General features: G+C 34.7%; 1 protein-coding gene. It reads right to left on the bottom strand.

The window, feature by feature from the left end; translation table 11 throughout:
* Positions 1 to 216: DDE-type integrase/transposase/recombinase (locus HMPREF2897_RS07955; protein WP_141751292.1), on the bottom strand; the 216-nt coding region annotated here is incomplete at both ends.

Here is a 216-nt window from a genome sequence, read left to right as displayed (position 1 = left end):
CATATGCTGAATGATTATCTCGTTGCTTACGCAACCAAATATCTAATGTATGTCCCTCTGCATCAATGGCACGATATAAATAGCTCCATTTTCCTTTTATTTTGATGTACGTCTCATCAATACGCCATTTGTAATAAGCTTTTTTATGCTTTTTCTTCCAAATTTGATATAAAATTGGGGCATATTCTTGAACCCAACGGTAGACCGTTGAATGAT

The sequence above is a fragment of the Staphylococcus sp. HMSC065D05 genome, assembly GCF_001813195.1.
Lineage (GTDB): Bacteria > Bacillota > Bacilli > Staphylococcales > Staphylococcaceae > Staphylococcus > Staphylococcus epidermidis.
The sequence above is the reverse complement of the archived record's forward strand: the minus strand, read 5'-3'. Positions and strand labels throughout refer to the sequence as shown.